The following is a 15,332-nucleotide window of genomic DNA, read 5'->3' as shown; positions in this document are numbered from 1 at the left end:
ATAAAAAAGCAACATCTATCGCTTAAAACCATAAAAAAGGAGCATGCTCAGTCACATGCTCCTTTTCTTTATTTGAATGAAAGGTACATCCGGTCGATCATGTTCGTGATTCTTTGACCGATTTCTGTATAAGTTTTAGTTGGAAGATTCGCTAAAGATACTCTTACGGTCCATTTACTTGAACCAAAAGCCTCAGACTTCAATAACATTAATTGCTCTTCTCTTGCGAGTTTAGTGACAATGTCTGTCATAGACCAGTTGGTTTGAATATACTCGACGAAGGATTCTTCATATTTTTCTTTCAACCACCATTCGAAGTCGATTTCACAATAATAAGCGGTATTTAACTCTTTAATCGGCATTCGCATGCCTAGAGAATCATATAGAGCTTTCCCTCTCTCCTGACAAATCCCAATAACTTCTTTTTTATAAACATCTTCTGTATCCAGTAATGCATACAGACTAAACAAAGTCATCATCACTTGCTGTGGAGCCGATAGACCTGCCGCATGATTCAAAGCGACCGACCGACTATCAGCCACCATCCGGTCAATAAATCGAATTGATTCAGGATCTGAGGTAAGCGTTGCATAACGATTATTTAACTCGGCTTTCTTATTTTCCGGGAGTCGAGCCAATCGATCATCGAATATATTTTCTTTTGCGACTGCAATCGTCCCTATTCTCCATCCAGTTGCACCAAAATATTTTGAGTAAGAATAGATGCACGCTGTATTATAAGGCAAAACAGTAAATAACGAAGTAAATTGATTCAAGAAAGTGCCATATACGTCATCTGACAGAATCATCAAGTCTGGATTATCTTTTTCAACGATATCAATTAACTGATCAATCGAGTCACCATAAATTGCGTTAGCAGTAGGATTACTTGGATTGACGACAAAAACCGCTTTGATGGCCTCATCTCTTAAACGATCCAACTCTTCTTTAGGAAACTGATAACTTGTTTCTCCATTAATTGTCACGAGCTCTGAGCGAATATAATGTACATTAAATCCGTACTCAGGTAGTTCTGGTATTTCCATATAAGGTGCAAAAGTAGGAATCAGTAAAGCAATGGTATCCCCTTGATTTAATAAGGCATTGTTCACTAAAGAATTGAATGTATAAACAATTCCCGCTGTTCCACCTTCTACTGCAAATACATCGAATGGTGCACTTTTTGAATCAAATAATTCATGATGCAAATACTGTTTGATCGGTTCTTCACTGGCATTTAAAATACGTTCTGGATGTGGGTAATTGTCTCCAATCACATCATCTAGCATTTGTTTCAACCAAGCTTCTTTTGACAACCCCATTAAGTGGTTACCTTTTTCCCAGATCTCTCGAAGTAAATCAGCTCCTTGCGTCTTTTTGGAGTCTAAAAAAGTTTCGAACCTTTTTGATCTACTATCATCTTCCTTGATCATTCCAGCGATTTGTCTGTTTTCTCCAAGCATTGTTTCTTTGACTGCAAATTCCCCTAATAGGAAAAAAGCTTCTCTTGGTATAGGTGCCGTCCAGTTCGGGTTCCCTCTACCTGCATTCAAAAATTCTTTCGTATTAGGGGTTTTTTGCATTTGCTCTTCTAAATAAAGATTCAATTCAAAAGGGCTTAGACTTTCAAGATCCTGCTTCAAAATTCCACTCCTAGTTTTTTTGTAATCATTTTATTTTTTCTCCACTTGTAATTGTAACAAAGATATTGAAAGACCCCAAGTCTATAGAACATTAGACAAAAAATTTATATAAATTCTCATATAAGCCTCTTATTATGTGAACAATTTAATGAATAAACGAGCTGTTCAGCAAAAAGACTAGCCTTCCTATAAATCAAGAAGGCTAGTCTCTTATTTTCTAATATTGTTCGAACCAATCAGTGATCGCATTCATTCTTTCAAGGCGTAGATTGGGTAGACCCATTCTCGAAAGTCCATGACTGGATTTGGGGAATGTGATCAATTTTGTATCGACCTTATGTTTCTTCATCGCGATATACATTTGCTCTGCTTGTTCTTGTGGACATCTTAAATCTTCTTCTCCATGAATAACAAGTAGCGGTGTATTTACATTCTCAGCATATGCTAGAGGAGACATTCTCCAGAGTTCTTGCATCTCGCTGAGATCATGTTGCAACTGAAATTCTACGAAATGAGGGCCAATGTCACTTGTTCCATAGAAACTAATCCAATTAGAAATACAGCGTTGTGTAACGGCGGCCTTAAATCTATCCGTATGTCCAACAATCCAGTTCGTCATGAATCCACCATAACTACCACCTGCAACATATAACTTTTCTGTATCAATTTCCGGGTGTTGCTCTAGAACGTAATCTGTTCCAAGCATTAAATCTTCATAGTCTTTGTTACCGTAATCACCTAAGATTGAAGCAACAAAATCCTGACCATAGCCATTTCCTCCGCGCGGGTTCAGTAAAATGACACCATATCCTTGAGCAGATAATTTTTGCATTTCATGGAAGAAGGTTTCTCCATAACAAACTTGCGGTCCACCGTGAACATAAAGAATTGCTGGATGTTTTTCTTTTTTTTCAACGGGAGGCATATACCATCCTTGAATATCCCAGTCGTCTGCCCCTTTATACCAGAACATTTCTGGTTCCACGATTGTGTATTCAGAAACCACATCCGCATTCGGATCATATAATTTTTCAATTGCACCAGTTTTTAAATTTAGTAAGCCAACCTCACTCGGAATCGTTGCTGTCGAGTATGTCACAGCCACTCTATCTTGTTCATCTGTTAGCTCTCCACCAGTGAACTGAACTTTCTCATCGACAAGTTTCTCTAACTTCCCTTTTCGATTCCCCTTATAGATTTGCAACTTTCCGTGTTCTGTTACTGGGAAAAGATAGTTTTCATTATCTAGCCACTGCACTGGAAAGTCAGATACATTCTGCTGGAAATCTCCGATGATCGTATCACCTATTTCCGCATCCAAGTTTTCGGTTAAACAGACAAGTGTTTGTTGATTTACATCGTAGCCATAAAGCTTGGCTTGCGATACAAATGCAAATTTAAAATCATTCCCTACTAAAAGATAGAAATCTTCAGCCTCGTTTGCTGCTACAAACTGGAAACTACCTTGGGGAATTTCTTTTGTAAGGGTAGTTGTCTTTTTTGATTCAATAAAATACTTATAGACGCTCCCCCCATAAACCCATTCATCTTCTGGATCTAGCTTGTCAGAAACCAAAAGATAACTTTCATCTTTTGAAACATAGCTTAATCCAACTGGACGATCTTTTTCCAAAATAAGCTGGTCATTTTTAGTCGCGATATCTACTTTTTTGATCTGATAAGTGAGATCTACGGGATTAACACCTCTTCCATCCATTTTATATTGAAGGGTCGTAATAACTTTAGGTTCTGGGTGCTTTTTCTTGTCTTTCATCTCTTCATTTTTATTGGCATCTGAATCTTCATTTGTTTTCTTTGAAGTCTGATAATAAACACTTGCACTATTACTAGTCCATTCATACGAAAATACACCATTTTTTTCTGAAGTTAATTGAGAAGCTGAACCTCCAGATAGTGAAATTAAAAAAATTTGAGTTTTTTTATCTTCTGTATTATTTGAAAGATAGGCCAACCACTTACCATTAGGAGAAATACTGATTTCCACATTAGCAGATCCACTATCTCCCCAGTGGGTTTTCTCTTCAGTCTTTTGATGTACACTATAAATAGAGGTACGGTATTCATTTGTTTGTTCTTTCAGATTCGTTTCGACAAAAAAAACATGATCTTTCCACACTTTTGGTTGTGAAACAGTTTTTAAATCAAATAGGCTTTCTGGTGTTAAAGTTTTCAAAATCAAATCATCCTCCATTTTTAGCGTACATTAAAATATAACTATTCATTATAAAACCACTTTAAATACTTAGCTTACTACATATTTAAAAATTCAAAAATAGCTTCAACATTAGTAAAATGAATATAACTACTTATCTATTCTAATTTACGCATAAATAACTTAATACAATTCTGCCACTCCTACGTTAGATAGTCAATAGTATTTAATGATAAATTTCTAATCAAATAAAACTACATGTATATTCAGCTAATTACCAATAATTTCTTTTGATTATTTGATGATAATACTGTACTCAATTCAAGTTTGTGATATAATGAACTTGTAAGGGATAGTTTAATTTTAAGAGGAGCGTGTTCACATGAGTTCACTAAATGACAAACAAAAAATCATCTTAATCGGGGATGGCGCCGTAGGATCTAGTTATGCTTACTCTCTGATCAATCAGAATATCGGTCAAGAACTAGGTATTATTGATGTTAATCGAGACAAAGCTGAAGGCGATGTGATGGATTTAAGTAGTGCTCTCGCTTTTACCGCGCCTAAAAAACTATATGTTGCTGATTATGAAGATTGCTCAGATGCTGACTTGATCGTCTATACTGCTGGCGCAAATCAAAAACCTGGAGAAACAAGACTTGATCTAACCGAAAAAAATCTACGTATAACTAAGAGCGTTGTGGATAGTGTTATGGCAAGTGGTTTCAATGGTATTTTCTTAGTCGCAACAAATCCCGTAGATATTTTGACTTATGCCGTATACAAATGGTCTGGGCTACCTTCTAAACAAGTTATTGGTTCTGGTACTTCTTTAGATAGCGCTCGGTTCCGTCAAGCGATTGCAAACCTTTTAGACGTCGATGTAAGAAATGTTCACGGTTATATCATCGGAGAACATGGCGATACTGAATTCCCAGTTTGGTCTCATGCTAATGTAGCTGGTCTACAAATCAATGAATGGTTAGAACACAACCCTGATACAGATGAACAAGCGCTGGTAGATATCTTCTTCTCTGTAAGAGATGCAGCTTATACAATCATTGAGAAAAAAGGCGCTACTTTTTATGGTATCGGTGTTTCTCTAGCAAGAATCACTCGAGCGATTTTAAACAATGAGCACGCTGTTCTTCCGCTATCTGTCTATCTGGAAGGTCAGTATGGAGAAAATGATATTTACCTTGGTACACCCGCCATAATTAATCGTGGTGGAATCAAAACGATTATTGAAATTCCGTTAAATGATTCTGAAAAAGAGAAAATGAAACATTCAGCACAGACAATCAGAGAACACTTGGATGAAGTAATCAAAAAGAGTCCTGATTTAGCTTTCGAATAATGACCTTTAGCATGAGTCTACATAGATTCATGCTTTTTATTACACTTTAAAGAACGGGCATTTACTGTTTATTTATTTTTATAGAGGATCATTATTGACGGTTAAAAAAGATCATTCGGATAAATTATACCCGAATGATCTTTTTTAACTTTTTCTGCTGAGTAATTGTTTAGTCAATTGATAAATAATCTCTTTCTCTTTCGTATCTGGTAAAGACAAGATTTTTTTCAATGATTTTTCCGTGTATTTTTCTGCTAGTCGTTTCGCTTCAATTATTCCATCCGATTCAATAACCAACTGACGCACTTTTTTTGCCTCTTCTTCTGTCATCTGTTCTTTCTTCTCTAGTAAAGGGAGCAACGCACGACGATTTTTTCGCATGGCAAAAATTAGTGGTGCAGTATAAATTCCTTGTCTAACATCTTCTAGAACCGGCTTACCAAATTCCTCTGAGGATATTGTGTAATCCAAAATATCATCTAATATCTGAAAGGCCATCCCCATATGACTACCTATGTGATAAGCAATCCTAGCTCTCTTTTCTGTTAATCCACCTTCAAGTGCTCCCGCATAGCACGATAAAGCAAATAACTGTGCTGTTTTTCCAGATATTTGTGTGAGATATTGTCGGATTGTCATATCCGTATGATGATACAGCCTCATCTGATCCAGCTCACCCATTAAGATTCGTTCCATTCCTTTTGTATTGATTTCAAACTGCTGATTACTTTTTGCATATTGTGCAAGTAATCGAAAGGAGACTGTAAACAAATAATCTCCTGCATAAACAGCAGCATTTTTTCCATAACGAGACTGAATCGTTTCCTGTCCCCTTCTTTTTGGTGAATCATCTATGATATCATCATGGATCAGCGTGGCTGTATGAAGCAATTCGATTGAAGCAGCTACTGCTTGTGCTCGTTTTGCATCATGTTCTGATCCGAATGTCGAAAAAAGAAGAGTATACGCTGGTCTTAGCATCTTCCCGCCTTTATTGAAGACATCTTTTAAAACGGTTTCCACTTCTTTGTTCCGCATCTGAATCGAACCTTCGATGAGCTTAGTTACTTCTCCTAGTTCGGTCGCTAATTCAGGATACGGTTCCCATATCGAATGTAGTTTCATTGGTATCTCCTTTTAATCCCATAAGTTAAAAAAAGTGAAAGCGAGCTGTTTCCCCCGCCTCCACTCTGTTTAGTTCTATTCAATTTTTATGTGTGTATAGACGTACTTTTTCCATACCAGATGGTGCCCGCTTTCTTTTGTATCCACGGAATGACATAATAGTCCAGACCGAATGCTCGACCGGATCCATTCATTAACGCGATGGCTACAAAGATAAACCAGATGTTTACCCAGTAGAACATTCCAGAAAGTGTAAATGATAAAACTAAGCCGATGGTTGCTGCGCTCGTTAACCAAGTGAATAATCCAAAAATTAGAGCTAATGCAATCGCGATTTCAACACATGTCATAAATTTCTGGAAGAATAGAGCCATTTCTGTATTAGGTATCAAAATTTTCATTATACTCTCAAACCAGCCAGGTGCGTGATCTAAAATCATCATCGGCTGTTCTCCGTACGCATAGCTTAAACCGAATATTGGTTTCGCAACCTCTTCAACAGCTTCTGAAGCTCCGGAAGTTGGATTTTGAAGCCATGAGAATGGCAGCAGTACCTGATCTTTAAACCAACTCTCCGACCCTAATATACCAAACGCTTTCTTCAAACCTTCTACTAACCACATGCTACCATAAAATACCCTTAGAGGAACACTCCATAAAACATTGCCATATCTAGAAAGGTGTCCGCGGAAAATATTTCGCTTGTGTTTGATATGGAAAAATTCATGAAAGATGTATTGTGTCATATAATAGCCTGACCGAATATCAAAGAAGTACTTTAAATTCACAATATGTTTCATCAAAATAGCAAGAAAACCGCTTAAATGAATTTTATCGAATAGGTAGGCTACACCATAGGTTGATCCTACGGACACCAACGTACCTTGATAATTCGATTCGTGAGGATGTTTTTCTCCACCTTCTATTTTAGCCACAATATTTTTTGCTGCTGTGTGTCCTGTTTGTTCCGCTGCTTGAACAATCTGTGGTGTAGGTTTTCCGTTTTCTTCATAGTAAACCAAGTCTCCAATGACATAAACGTCTTCTAGATCTTTCGCTTCCATATACTCATTCGCAACTAATCTTCCAGCACGTGCTTTTTCAGTTCCGAAATCTTCTATATCTGAATTTGCTTTTACACCGGCTGCCCAAATAAGTGTATGCGTCGCTAGTACTTCCTCTGTTTTCAGTTCAACTGAATGCGCCGTAACATTGACAACTGGCGCTTCCGTTAATATGCGTACTTTCTTTTTACGTAAGTATTTTTCTACTTTACTAGAAGAAACTTTAGGAATCGTACTCAGTATTTCTGGAAGTGCTTCGACTACAATTAATTCAATTTCACTCGCATCGATATGATATTTTTCTGCAAGGACAGGTTTCCAATCAACTAATTCCCCAATCATTTCAATTCCTGTTAAACCAGAACCGCAAACAACGAATCTAAGCATTGCTGCTCTTTTCTCTAAATCGCGCTCTCTAGCAGCTAGAGCAACAGTATCTTCTATATGACGTCTGATACGAACAGCGTCTTCCCATGACCATAGCGTAAAACCATTTTCTTTAACACCAGGGGTCCCAAAGTCGTTCGCTTCTCCACCCATACCAAGTACAAGATAGTCATATTTGTATTGACCATTTTCTGTGACCACTGTTTTGTCATCATGATTAAGTTCAATAACATTATCCGTAACAAGTTGAACGTTTTTTCTTCTAGAGAATAAGCGCTGTAAATCATACTGGATGGCATCTGGTTCAACTCTTCCTCCAGCAACCTCATGTAATTCTGTCATATAAGTATGATATGGATGACGATCAATCAAAGTAATCTCTACTCGATTGTTTTTCTTCAGCTTTTTTGAAAGTAGTTTCGCAGCAGATACTCCCGCAAAACCTCCTCCAACAACAACAACATTAATCTGTGGCATAATGGTATACTCCTTTAAGATACTTATTATTTGTGAATTAATTTCAATCATTATTGATAATTTATTCACAAATTAATTTACATGTTTATTATAACTAATATGAGATAGTTTGTCTATATAATCTTTATTTTCTTTTTAAATTCACCCCTTAAGCTATAAATAGAGAAGTTTACTACCTTTTATCAGAAAAAGAAAATAATTATTAACAATTATTTGTGAATATATAGACAATATTATTTTAGTGTTGTATACTACACTTGTTAAATACTTATCAAGAGAATTCTTCTTTTGATTATCATACTTATTATGGAGGGAATACTATGTTTATCAAAAAAGGTATCATGTTCGCAACAACATTATTTGCTTCAACAATCGTATTAACAGCTTGTGGAAATTCGGATGATTCAGCATCTAACGCTAACGAAGGCACAACAGAAGAAACCTCTTCTGCTGAACTACAAGATGGCACTTATTCTTTAGAAGAAGAAAACTTTGATGAAAATGGCTGGCGCGTTTTGTTTGATTTAACTGTCAATGACGGCAAAATTACAAAGTCAAATTACGATTATGAAGATGCAGACGGAAATTTGAAATCTGAAAATGAAGAGTATCAGAAAAATATGTCTGAAAAGGTTGGCGTTGGTCCAGCTGATTATATTCCTCAGTTAAACGGAGAATTGGAAGAGAAACAAGATCCATCTGAAGTCGATGCTGTATCTGGTGCAACACATTCTTCTGAAAGCTTTATCAAGTATGCCAAGCAATTAGTTGATGCTGCTAAAGAAGGCAATACAGATACTATTGAAGTGAGCAACTAATCTAGGTCTTTCATCGCCTATCGTTTTGAATTATAATAGGAAAAGAACCTTACGGTAAGCAGACCTTGGATAATCGTCTAAGGTCTGCTTTTGTATTCAGTTTTATTTTTAAAGGAGTTCATATAAATGAAAAAAACTAAGGGGTACCATGCTTTTTTACTTTTGTGTTTCCTATTGTTATTTGTATCAGGTTGCGGTCCATTTACTTCTTCCGATAACCGAAATCTGGCAGCTACACCTTATGAAGAAACGGAATTTTTAATGGGAACCGTTGTGAGGATAGCTATTTATAATAAAGATTCAGAGGCTGTTTTAGATGTTGCTTTTGATCGTATTAAAGAACTTGCAGGATTTATTACAACAGAAGAAGATGGAGAAAATTCTTTGATTTCTAAAATCAATGAGCAAGCCGGTAAAGAACCGGTTGCCATATCAGACGATCTTTACAAGCTCATTAAATCAGCTGTAACTTATAGCGAAGAAACAAATGGGCGCTTTGATTTAACGATTGGTCCTCTTACAAACTTGTGGAGAATTGGTTATCCTGATGCTCGATTACCTGATCAAGTTGAAATTGATCAAGCCTTGGCACTCGTTGATTATCATAAGGTTGTCCTTAATGATCAGGATCAGACTGTCTTTTTAAAAGATCCTGGTATGCGTCTGGATCTTGGCGCTATCGCAAAAGGATTTATTACAGATGAAATCGTCCAGGTGCTAAAAGAAAACGACGTAAACACGGCTATAATTGACTTAGGTGGGAATCTGTTTGTAATGGGTAAGAGCCCAAGAGATGAGCAAGCCGAGTGGCAAGTAGGTATTCAAGATCCTTTTGAAGATCGGGGGACTATTCTTGGATCATTACCGGCTAGCAATGAATCTATTGTGACATCCGGAGTCTATGAACGTTTCCTCGAAATTGATGGCAAACAATATGCTCATTTAATGAATCCTGAGACAGGTTATCCTTTTGATAACGAACTCGCTGGAGTCAGTGTCGTTACAAAGGAATCTATTGATGGAGATGGATTGTCTACTTCTCTTTTTTCAAAAGGATTAAATGAGGGCCTGGATTTTGTTAATCAGCTAGATGATGTCGATGCTATTTTTGTTACTAAAGATAAAGATGTTTATGTATCTAATGGATTGAAAGACTTTGATCTTACCAATGATGCGTTTACTCTAATGAACGGAGACGACCAATGACAGTTAGAGCTTTTTTTGATTTAGTAGAAATTAAAACTAAACTGGCCAGTTTATTCCCATTCATGATTGGCACGTTATTTACAGTTTACTATTTTCATATGTTTGATTTTATGAACACACTGATTTTTTTCTGTTCCATGCTGATCTTTGATATGACCACAACGGCTATTAATAATCTAATCGATTATCAGAAAGCTCAAGCTGATGGATATAAGCAAGAGGTCAACATCATTGGGAAAGCTCGAATCTCAGAAAAACTCGTTATTACATTGATTTTTGCAATGCTTGCAGCTGCTTCTTTACTAGGGATTTTACTCGTTTTTAGAACCAGTATCTTACTGTTGTTTATGGGAGGATTATGTTTTTTGATTGGTATTTTTTATACTTTTGGTCCTATTCCTATTTCTAGAATGCCTTTAGGGGAAGCTGTTTCTGGTATGACAATGGGATTCGGTATTTTTTTCCTTTCTGTGTTTGTTAATACAGAAAGTGGATTATTACTGGACTTGATTTACCAGTTTCCTAATTTTAATGTTACAGGAAATAGCTTGTTGCTAATTGTGCTTTTATTCGTTTCGCTGCCTCTCGTTTTTTTGATTGCAAATATTATGCTGGCGAACAATTTATGTGACCTTGAACAAGATATTTCAAATCACCGCTATACTCTACCGTATTATATTGGCAAAAAAAGAGGCATTCAGTTATTTAATATATTGGTGTATGCTAGTTATATTGTCGTTGTAGTTGCCGTTTTGTCTACTTTATTGCATCCTATTCTATTACTGATACTATTAACTTTGTTTCCTATCAGAAAAAATCTGCAGAAGTTTAATCAAGCTCAGATCAAAGAAAAGACATTTGTTATCGCAATCAAGAATCTTGTCCTATTTTGTGGAGCGGAAACTATTTTACTTGCTATCAGTTTATTTTTATAATGACACACTAAAAAAAGAAGCTAACAGTTCAAAAAACTGTCAGCTTCTTTTTAATACTCTTGCTTATTATCTAAAGTGGGATAATAATTTCTTCTTGATCATCTGGTTCCTCATCAGATGATTTTGATTGAATTTCAATAATCAATTTATGCGGGAGGACCACAACGGTTTCTCCTGGACGACTGATCCAGCCTTTTCTTACGCCCAACTGATCTGGACTATTGTCTTCTTTATTCCGAATTCTAGTTCCTTCTACCTCGACGATATTGTACTGATCGTCAGACGGATAGAACGTCATCAGTTCGTGAGGGGTTTCCTCGGACAATTCTACGCTATATACTTCTTCTCCAGCAATTTTAACTGTAGCAATTGTTTTAGCACCTTCATCGATCGTACTTAAATGAACCCCATAGACAATGTGCGGAATGAAAGATGCGATAAACAAGCAGACAATAATAACGGCATCTAATGGTTTCATTTTACTTAAATGAAACCTGATCTTCTTCATCACTTCATTCATCCTCTCTATCCGGTGGATCTATGTAAGCATCAAAAACACTAGACATCGTAAATCTCTTGAAGATTTACGGATTAAAAGTCTAGTGTTTTATCATACACGATTCGTTTATTTTTTGAATTTTTTCTCAAATAACGGGCTAACTGATTTATTTTCGTGGATACGCTTGATTGCGTGTCCCATCAATTCACCAACACTTACTTGAGCAATTTTTTCAATTTTCTGTTCTTCCGGCAAGTTGATTGAGTCCGTAACAACCATTTTCTTGATCGGAGAAGCTTCCAGTCTCTCAATAGCTGGACCTGAAAATACTGCATGTGTCCCACATGCATACACTTCTTTTGCACCTTGATTGATTAAGGCATCTGCAGCAAGTGTGATTGTGCCTGCTGTGTCCACTAAATCATCAATCAATACCGCTGTTTTACCATTTACATTTCCAACAATATTCATGACTTCAGCTACGTTTGCTTTAGGTCTACGCTTGTCTATGATGGCGATCGGAGATTTAAGAAATTCTGCTAGTTTACGTGCACGAGTTACCCCACCGTGGTCGGGAGATACAACAACTGTGTCCTCTCCAGAGAGCCCTTTATCTAAGAACCAGTTTGCAAGTAGTGAAGCACCTAAAAGATGATCTACTGGAATATCGAAGAACCCTTGAATCTGAGAAGCATGTAAATCAAGCGTTAGGATGCGGTCTGCACCTGCTTGAGTAATCATATTCGCAACTAGTTTAGCTGTGATTGGTTCACGAGATCTAGCTTTTCTATCTTGTCTTGCATAACCATAATAAGGAATCACGACATTAATCGTTTTAGCACTTGCTCTTCTCAATGCATCGATCATGATCAATACTTCCATTAAATGATCATTAGCAGGAGCGGATGTAGATTGAATCAAGTAGACATGATCACCACGGATACTTTCTTCAATATTGATACGAATCTCTCCATCACTAAATTTCTTGACAGAAACGTCACCTAGTTCAACACCTACGTCTTTTGCAATTTTTTCTGCAAGGGGAACGTTAGAACTCAAAGCAAAAATCTTAAGTTTTGGATCAGAATATAATTCGGACATGTGGGCCTCCAATTTTTTCTATGCATCTATTTTTTCCATCTATTAGTTTATGATGAAGTTTGAGATAAATCAATATTCTTCTTCAATAATAACGCTTTTTTAGAGAGAGTTCTAATCTTTTTGTTTCATTTTTGTAAAATAAGACTCTTTAATGGTTTGTCTAGCACGTGCAATCGCTAAAGAATTTTCAGGAACCGTATCCGTAATCGTTGATCCAGCAGCAATATAAGCATTTTTTTCTACAGTTACTGGGGCAATCAGATTTGCATTGCACCCGATAAAAGAATGATCTCCCACAATAACTTTGTGCTTATTTTTTCCATCATAATTAACGAAAATCGTTCCACATCCAACATTTATGTTTTCACCAAGTTCGGCATCTCCAACATAAGTCAGATGGCCAATCTTCGTATTTTTACCAACAGTTGCTTTTTTAATTTCTACAAAGTTTCCGATATGAACGGATTCTTCTAACACCGTTTGCGGTCTCAAATGACTATTCGGTCCGATATCGCTATCATTGCCCATAATAGATTCTTCAAGCATTGAGCTGGTTACTTTGACTCGATCACCAACTGTACTGTCTACAATAACAGAGTGAGCTCCGATAAAAGTTTCCTCTCCAACCGTTGTCTCACCTTTCAAGTAAACACCTGGTTCAATCGTCGTATCTTGTCCGATTTGAACGTCACTTTCAATATACGTATTAGACGGATCTATGATAGAAACACCATTACGCATATGTTTTTCGTTAATTCGTTCTTTCATGACTTTATTCGCTTGCGCAAGTGCGACACGGTCGTTAACACCTAACGCTTCATCCATGTTGGCTAACTGATAAGCTTCAACTAGTTCATCTTGCTTTTTCAAAATTTCAATAACATCAGGAAGGTAATATTCTCCCTGCACATTTTCGTTTTTGACCATTTCTAACGCTTCAAAAAGTGCTTTGTTGTCGAAGCAATACGTTCCTGTGTTGATTTCTTTTACTTTTGCTTCTTCATCTGTGGCATCTTTTTGTTCTACTATTTTCGTAACGCCTTCTTCTTCCGTGCGAATGACACGACCATATCCAAAAGGATTTTCTGCATATGCAGTCAAAACAGTTGCTTTTGCCTGTTCGTTTTCGTGAAATTCAATTAAACCTTTCAGCGTTTCAGCTGTAAGAAGCGGCGTATCTCCACAAATTACAAGTGTCGTCCCTTCTTTATCTTTTAAAACAGAAGAAGCCTGTTTCACTGCATGAGCCGTTCCCAATTGTTCTTCTTGAAGCACATAGGCACTTTTGTCTCCCAAATAATCTTGAACGGTTTCAGCTCCTACACCAGAAACGGTAACGATTTGGTCCATTCCAACGATTTGTGCTTGATCTACAACGTGTCCTACCATTGGCTTACCCATTACCGGGTGCATTACTTTATATAATTTTGATTTCATACGCGTGCCTTGTCCAGCGGCTAATATAACTGCATAACGATTACTCACGATCATTCTCCCATTCTACTATTCTGTTATTACTTGAACTATTTTTGTTCTCATATTCTACATCTGCGTTCTATTGCTTTATAAGCTATTTCACTAAAAGTTTCAAAAATTTTGTTTTAAATACTGAATCTATCATACTTTACCTAACGATCCTTTTCAAGTTACTGAGTTGTTTCGTTTGTTTGAAAAGGGGAAGTTTTTTATACTGTAGTTATAGGACTTGACATATTTTGGTCACAATTAAGTGTTTTAGAGAATATTTCTCATTTTCTATTAAAATTTATAACTTACAATAGGAGGAAGGTTCGTATGAAAAAAAATCAAACCGTTATTGGTAGCTACAAAACTGAAAAAGAAGTCATTAAAGTTGTCGATCGTTTAATAAGCGAAGGTTATTTGAAAGACGAAATCACGTTATTCACTAACCAGAAAAGAAAAGATTCTCTTAAAAATCCTGAGCATTTAGATGTGGCTGAGCCAGATATTAATGGCAATGATGCAGACCATGGAAATGAAAAAACTTTCTGGGATTCTATTAAGGATGCCTTTAAAGTAAGAGAAGACCACCATTTTGATGATCCGAACTATACAACTGAAGATGATTTGCTCCATCACTATAGAGATAATTTATCTTCAGGTGAAATTATTGTTGTTGTCAATAACTTCAAAGAAAAAGGTCCAGATCATTCTTCTAAACCGACTGATTCTTCAGATGAAGTTCAAGATTTTTCACAAGCAACCGGAGCTATGGGATCTATTGCTGGTTTTCCTGAAGAAGGCGCTGTTCAGGGAATGACTGACGGTGGACAACCGCCTTTAGAGCCAGAGCAGTCAGAGGGCACACCTCCAGAACTTGAGGATACAGATGCTCAGGCTGATGTCGACCATACTCAGAACAAAAGAGAAAAACGTATAGACGACGAACTTTAAAGCACATAGAAAAAGCTATGGATTTATTTATAGTGACCCCAAAAAGTTAGACTTTTTTCAGAGCAGATATTCTGCTCTGTTTTTTTATGCTATTTTACACTCGTTTGTATGAGTTCGTCGATACTCGATTGG

General features: G+C 36.6%; 12 protein-coding genes. 5 read left to right on the top strand and 7 right to left on the bottom strand.

Annotated elements, in window-relative coordinates; translation table 11 throughout:
• Nucleotides 1-68: 68 nt before the first annotated feature.
• Both aspD and ACFP65_RS02740 read right to left on the bottom strand, forming a co-directional pair.
• The gene (gene aspD, locus ACFP65_RS02745; protein WP_379915669.1) at nucleotides 69-1,643 is read right to left on the bottom strand and encodes an aspartate 4-decarboxylase; all 1,575 of its coding nucleotides are present in this window, start codon (nucleotides 1,641-1,643) and stop codon (nucleotides 69-71) included.
• Between the two features lie 217 nt (nucleotides 1,644-1,860).
• Nucleotides 1,861-3,837 carry a S9 family peptidase gene (locus tag ACFP65_RS02740; protein WP_379915667.1) on the bottom strand — a complete coding sequence of 659 codons (1,977 nt, stop codon included), beginning with the start codon at nucleotides 3,835-3,837 and terminating at the stop codon, nucleotides 1,861-1,863.
• A 361-nt stretch (nucleotides 3,838-4,198) separates the two neighbouring features.
• On the opposite strand from ACFP65_RS02740, the gene ACFP65_RS02735 reads away from it, so the two are divergent.
• Nucleotides 4,199-5,173: an L-lactate dehydrogenase gene (locus ACFP65_RS02735; protein ID WP_379915665.1), complete on the top strand. Its 975-nt coding sequence runs from the start codon at nucleotides 4,199-4,201 to the stop codon at nucleotides 5,171-5,173.
• 144 nt (nucleotides 5,174-5,317) lie between these two features.
• Here ACFP65_RS02735 and ACFP65_RS02730 read toward each other — a convergent pair whose 3' ends face one another.
• Nucleotides 5,318-6,298, bottom strand: a complete 981-nt coding sequence (locus ACFP65_RS02730) for a polyprenyl synthetase family protein (RefSeq protein WP_379915663.1) — start codon at nucleotides 6,296-6,298, stop codon at nucleotides 5,318-5,320.
• Between the two features lie 86 nt (nucleotides 6,299-6,384).
• Complete coding sequence (locus ACFP65_RS02725; RefSeq protein ID WP_379915661.1) at nucleotides 6,385-8,226, bottom strand: FAD-dependent oxidoreductase; 1,842 nt, start codon at nucleotides 8,224-8,226, stop codon at nucleotides 6,385-6,387.
• A gap of 320 nt (nucleotides 8,227-8,546) precedes the next feature.
• On the opposite strand from ACFP65_RS02725, the gene ACFP65_RS02720 reads away from it, so the two are divergent.
• The 3 genes from ACFP65_RS02720 to menA all read left to right on the top strand — a co-directional run bounded on the left by ACFP65_RS02720 (nucleotide 8,547) and on the right by menA (nucleotide 11,185).
• Nucleotides 8,547-9,044, top strand: coding sequence for an FMN-binding protein (locus ACFP65_RS02720; RefSeq protein ID WP_379915659.1), 498 nt, complete (start codon nucleotides 8,547-8,549; stop codon nucleotides 9,042-9,044).
• 126 nt (nucleotides 9,045-9,170) lie between these two features.
• The gene (locus ACFP65_RS02715) at nucleotides 9,171-10,250 is read left to right on the top strand and encodes an FAD:protein FMN transferase (RefSeq protein ID WP_379915657.1); all 1,080 of its coding nucleotides are present in this window, start codon (nucleotides 9,171-9,173) and stop codon (nucleotides 10,248-10,250) included.
• Entirely contained in the window at nucleotides 10,247-11,185 is a 939-nt protein-coding gene (gene menA / locus ACFP65_RS02710; protein ID WP_379915655.1) for a 1,4-dihydroxy-2-naphthoate polyprenyltransferase, read from the top strand. Before ACFP65_RS02715 ends, menA begins: the two co-directional genes overlap by 4 nt.
• A gap of 70 nt (nucleotides 11,186-11,255) precedes the next feature.
• On the opposite strand, the gene ACFP65_RS02705 is transcribed toward menA, so the two are convergent.
• The 3 genes from ACFP65_RS02705 to glmU all read right to left on the bottom strand — a co-directional run bounded on the left by ACFP65_RS02705 (nucleotide 11,256) and on the right by glmU (nucleotide 14,270).
• A complete protein-coding gene (locus tag ACFP65_RS02705; protein ID WP_379915653.1) occupies nucleotides 11,256-11,693 on the bottom strand; it encodes a NusG domain II-containing protein in 438 nt (145 codons plus the stop codon).
• 117 nt (nucleotides 11,694-11,810) lie between these two features.
• Entirely contained in the window at nucleotides 11,811-12,785 is a 975-nt protein-coding gene (locus ACFP65_RS02700; RefSeq protein WP_379915651.1) for a ribose-phosphate diphosphokinase, read from the bottom strand.
• Between the two features lie 111 nt (nucleotides 12,786-12,896).
• A complete protein-coding gene (gene glmU / locus ACFP65_RS02695; RefSeq protein ID WP_379915649.1) occupies nucleotides 12,897-14,270 on the bottom strand; it encodes a bifunctional UDP-N-acetylglucosamine diphosphorylase/glucosamine-1-phosphate N-acetyltransferase GlmU in 1,374 nt (457 codons plus the stop codon).
• A 309-nt stretch (nucleotides 14,271-14,579) separates the two neighbouring features.
• Between glmU and ACFP65_RS02690 the strand changes: the two genes are divergently transcribed.
• Complete coding sequence (locus ACFP65_RS02690) at nucleotides 14,580-15,200, top strand: general stress protein (RefSeq protein WP_379915647.1); 621 nt, start codon at nucleotides 14,580-14,582, stop codon at nucleotides 15,198-15,200.
• Nucleotides 15,201-15,332 lie beyond the last annotated feature (132 nt).

The sequence above is a fragment of the Marinilactibacillus sp. GCM10026970 genome (assembly GCF_042660675.1).
Taxonomy (GTDB): Bacteria; Bacillota; Bacilli; order Lactobacillales; family Carnobacteriaceae_A; genus Marinilactibacillus.
This window is presented reverse-complemented; position numbering and strand designations above follow the sequence as displayed.

What these genes read in the sequence shown, in the direction of transcription:
- ACFP65_RS02735 (WP_379915665.1), top strand. Translation starts at nt 4,199, where the DNA reads ATGAGTTCACTAAATGACAAACAAAAAATCATCTTAATCGGGGATGGC.
- ACFP65_RS02730 (WP_379915663.1), bottom strand. Translation starts at nt 6,298, where the DNA reads ATGAAACTACATTCGATATGGGAACCGTATCCTGAATTAGCGACCGAA.
- ACFP65_RS02725 (WP_379915661.1), bottom strand. Translation starts at nt 8,226, where the DNA reads ATGCCACAGATTAATGTTGTTGTTGTTGGAGGAGGTTTTGCGGGAGTA.
- ACFP65_RS02720 (WP_379915659.1), top strand. Translation starts at nt 8,547, where the DNA reads ATGTTTATCAAAAAAGGTATCATGTTCGCAACAACATTATTTGCTTCA.
- ACFP65_RS02715 (WP_379915657.1), top strand. Translation starts at nt 9,171, where the DNA reads ATGAAAAAAACTAAGGGGTACCATGCTTTTTTACTTTTGTGTTTCCTA.
- menA (WP_379915655.1), top strand. Translation starts at nt 10,247, where the DNA reads ATGACAGTTAGAGCTTTTTTTGATTTAGTAGAAATTAAAACTAAACTG.
- ACFP65_RS02705 (WP_379915653.1), bottom strand. Translation starts at nt 11,693, where the DNA reads ATGAAGAAGATCAGGTTTCATTTAAGTAAAATGAAACCATTAGATGCC.
- ACFP65_RS02700 (WP_379915651.1), bottom strand. Translation starts at nt 12,785, where the DNA reads ATGTCCGAATTATATTCTGATCCAAAACTTAAGATTTTTGCTTTGAGT.
- ACFP65_RS02690 (WP_379915647.1), top strand. Translation starts at nt 14,580, where the DNA reads ATGAAAAAAAATCAAACCGTTATTGGTAGCTACAAAACTGAAAAAGAA.